4 protein-coding genes are annotated in these 3,010 nt (G+C 66.5%); 2 read left to right on the forward strand and 2 right to left on the reverse strand.

The features are described 5' to 3' along the window. On the reverse strand, positions 1 to 204 hold a 204-nt coding region (locus tag VLE48_07070; protein ID HSA92755.1), incomplete at its 3' end, for an SEC-C metal-binding domain-containing protein. A 67-nt stretch (positions 205 to 271) separates the two neighbouring features. Here VLE48_07070 and VLE48_07075 point away from each other — a divergent pair. Together VLE48_07075 and VLE48_07080 are read left to right on the forward strand one after the other, a co-directional pair. Continuing rightward, on the forward strand, positions 272 to 1,192 hold the full coding sequence (locus VLE48_07075; GenBank protein ID HSA92756.1) for a Druantia anti-phage system protein DruA: 921 nt from the start codon (positions 272 to 274) through the stop codon (positions 1,190 to 1,192). Positions 1,193 to 1,194: 2 nt separating this feature from the next. Further along, the gene (locus VLE48_07080; protein HSA92757.1) at positions 1,195 to 2,667 is read left to right on the forward strand and encodes an IS66 family transposase; all 1,473 of its coding nucleotides are present in this window, start codon (positions 1,195 to 1,197) and stop codon (positions 2,665 to 2,667) included. On the opposite strand, the gene VLE48_07085 is transcribed toward VLE48_07080, so the two are convergent. Beyond that, a partial coding sequence (locus tag VLE48_07085; GenBank protein ID HSA92758.1) for a hypothetical protein occupies positions 2,595 to 3,010 on the reverse strand: 416 nt, incomplete at its 5' end. The genes VLE48_07080 and VLE48_07085 overlap by 73 nt on opposite strands.

The following is a 3,010-nucleotide window of genomic DNA, read 5'->3' on the forward strand; positions in this document are numbered from 1 at the left end:
CAAGTCACGCGATGCAATCAAATCAACCACGCTGTTCGAGAGATCGTCCAACTCCGTGACCAGCGTCTGACCAGTCGATGGAGCGCCAGCCTGCCACGCGACCGCCACTCCTTGTTGCGGTCCCTCAGCCTCCAGACAGCACTTCTTGTATTTCTTGCCGCTGCCGCAGGGACAAGGATCATTTCGACCTACGTAGCCGTTCACGGGGTAGTTTGAAGAAGGAGAAGAAAAAGCTGGCGTCTAATTCTCGGTGGGTTTACGAGTGGCGGCGATGGACAAGGAGATCATCGTTCGCGGACGCAAGATTGGAGCTGGGGAAGTCGCGCTCATCGGCGGGCTGATTGCGCGCGAGGGGGTACGGGGGCGCACGCATGTCTCGGAGGTCCTGTGCCGGCTGTGGGACTGGCGCCAGGCCAACGGGAGCTATCGGGAGATTGCCTGCCGGGACTTGCTGCGGCAGCTCGAGCGCAAGGGTCTGATCGTGCTGCCCGCGAAGCGAAAGTCGGCGCGGCGGCCTGGATGCACCAACACGGTGGGGCCCCTGCCGCCAATGGACACCTCGGCGATGGAAGCGCCCTTCTCGCGCATCCGCCCGCAGGTCCGGGTCGAGTTGGCGAAGGGGAACGCGGACACGCGTCTCCACAACTCCCTGGTCGCGCACTATCACTATCTGGGATACCGGCAGCCCGTGGGTGCCTCGCTCAAGTATCTGTGCCATTGCGGCGAGCGCGTCGTCGCGGCCATCGGCTTCGGGCCGGCCGCGTGGAAGGTGGCCTGCCGGGACGCCTTCATCGGGTGGGATCGCGCCGGGCGCGAGGCCAACCTGCACGCAGTCGTCAACAACGACCGCTTCGTGATTCTCCCCTGGGTGCGGGTGCCGCATCTGGCCTCCTTCCTTCTGGGACACTGCCTGCGGCGGCTGCGGCGCGACTGGATGGAGCGCTACGCGACGCCCATCGTGCTGGCGGAGACCTTCGTGGAGCGGGCGCGCTTCGCGGGCACCTGCTACCGCGCCTCCAACTGGCGCCGGCTCGGGGAGACCCGGGGCCGGGGGCGAAACGATCGCGCGCATCGCAACGCGGAACCCGTGCGCGACGTGCTTGTCTATCCCCTGCACCGGAGCTTCCGGGAGCGCCTTCGCCGGATCGAAGGGATGCCGGAAGCGCGCGGCGATGCCGCGCAGGAAAGCTAGCCATGATCTTCGGCACACTTCATTGCGAATCCTGCGCACGCTTGCGCGAGGAGAACGCGATCCTCCGCGCCGTCAATGCGCGGCTGTGCGGGGAGGCGGCGGAGGCCCAGGCTCGGATCGAACTGCAGGAAGCCAGGATCGCGGCCCTGGGCAGGAACTCGCGCACCTCCTCCAAGCCGCCCTCCAGCGACATCGTCAAACCCAAGCCCAGGCCTGCCGGGGGCACCAAGCGCAGGATCGGCGGCCAGCCCGGCCATCCGCGCCACGGGCGTCCTCCGTTTGCCGCGGCCGAACTGAGCGCGCCGCCCTTCGAGCACTATCCGGGCACCTGTCCCCATTGCGGCGGCGAGGGGATGCCGGAGCCCGGCTGGGCGCCGAAGGTTGTCCAACAGGTCGAGATCCGGGAAGTGCCCTTGTGGAAGGAGGAGCATCACTACCATTCGTGCCGATGCGTGGAGTGCGGGGCAGCCTACCAGGCGCAACCCACCGGATACATGGCGGCGGCGGGCCTGTGCGGACCCTATCTCACGGCGCTTGTCGGCTACATGAAATGCGCGCTGCATGCGTCCTATTCCACGATCCGGCGCTTCCTGGTCAACGTGTGCGGCCTCAAGCTCTCTCGCAGCCAGATCGCCAAGCTCGTCGCCAAGGTGAGCTGCGCGCTCGAGACTCCCTACGGGCAGCTCCAGGCCGCGCTCGCGGAACAACCCGCGCTGCACGTCGACGAAACCGGCCACAGGGACAACGGCAACCGGTTCTGGACATGGGTGTTCCGGGCCGACCTCTACGTGCTCTTCAAGATCGAGGACAACCGCAGTTCCTCGGTTCTCGTCGACGTTCTGGGCGCGGAGTTCGACGGCGTGCTGGGCTGCGACTTCTTTAGCGCCTACCGCAAATACATGCGCCTCTTCGACGTGCGGGTACAGTTCTGTCTGGCGCATCTCATCCGCGAGGTCCGCTATCTGTGCGAGCTGCCCGAGGGCGCCGGACCGGCGTACGGACGAGGGCTATTGAAGGCGATCAGGGAAATGTTCGCCATCATCGCGCAGGCGCAGGAGAGGGGGCTCGGCCGCGAAGCGATCCGCTCGGAGCTGGATGCCGCGCGCGAGCGCATCCTGGCGGTGAAGTTCCAGGAGCCTGAGGCGGAGCAGGCGGGCAGCGCCGGAGCGCGGGCCGCCCGGAACCTCTCCAAGCGGCTGGAGCAATATGGGGCCGCCTACTTCGAGTTCGTCACCACCCCGGAGATCGAGCCGACCAACAACCGGGCCGAGCAGGCCATCCGCTTCGTCGTCATCGACCGCCTAATCACCCAGGGCACCCGCGGCAGGAAGGGGCGCCAGTTCTGCGAGCGCATCTGGACGGCCATCGCCACCTGCGCCGTCCAGAAACGGGACGTGTTCGCCTATCTCGTCGAGGCGGTGCAGGCTTCGTTCCGAAACGAGCCCGCCCCATCGCTGATGCCCGCCGGCCCCTGAGCCCGCCCACTCCTGCCCATCGCTAACCCGTGAACGGTTACCCGGAATTGAACATGCTCACCGTCACCAATCGCCTTGAATCGCTTGTCGGTTTGCGCCGCGGCCAGCGAGTATCCGCCGCCGCCGCAGATGCCGAGCAGGCCCAGGTGCGCTTCATCGACACCCGGGTAGCCGGTGATGAAGTCCGCCATGCCATGGATGTCCTCGATGCGGTATGCGGGTTTGTCGACATTGCGCGGCTTGCCACCGCTGGCGCCCTGATAAGCGGCATCCGCGGCGACCGTGATGAAGCCCTTCTCCGCAAGGCGGTGGGCATATAAGCCCGCGACTTGTTCTTTCACAC

This window comes from Terriglobales bacterium (assembly GCA_035454605.1).
Lineage (GTDB): Bacteria > Acidobacteriota > Terriglobia > Terriglobales > Acidobacteriaceae > DATMAB01.

Bases quoted from the DNA above. Each gene is read 5' to 3' on its own strand.
- VLE48_07080 (HSA92757.1), top strand. From the start codon at position 1,195: ATGATCTTCGGCACACTTCATTGCGAATCCTGCGCACGCTTGCGCGAG.
- VLE48_07075 (HSA92756.1), top strand. From the start codon at position 272: ATGGACAAGGAGATCATCGTTCGCGGACGCAAGATTGGAGCTGGGGAA.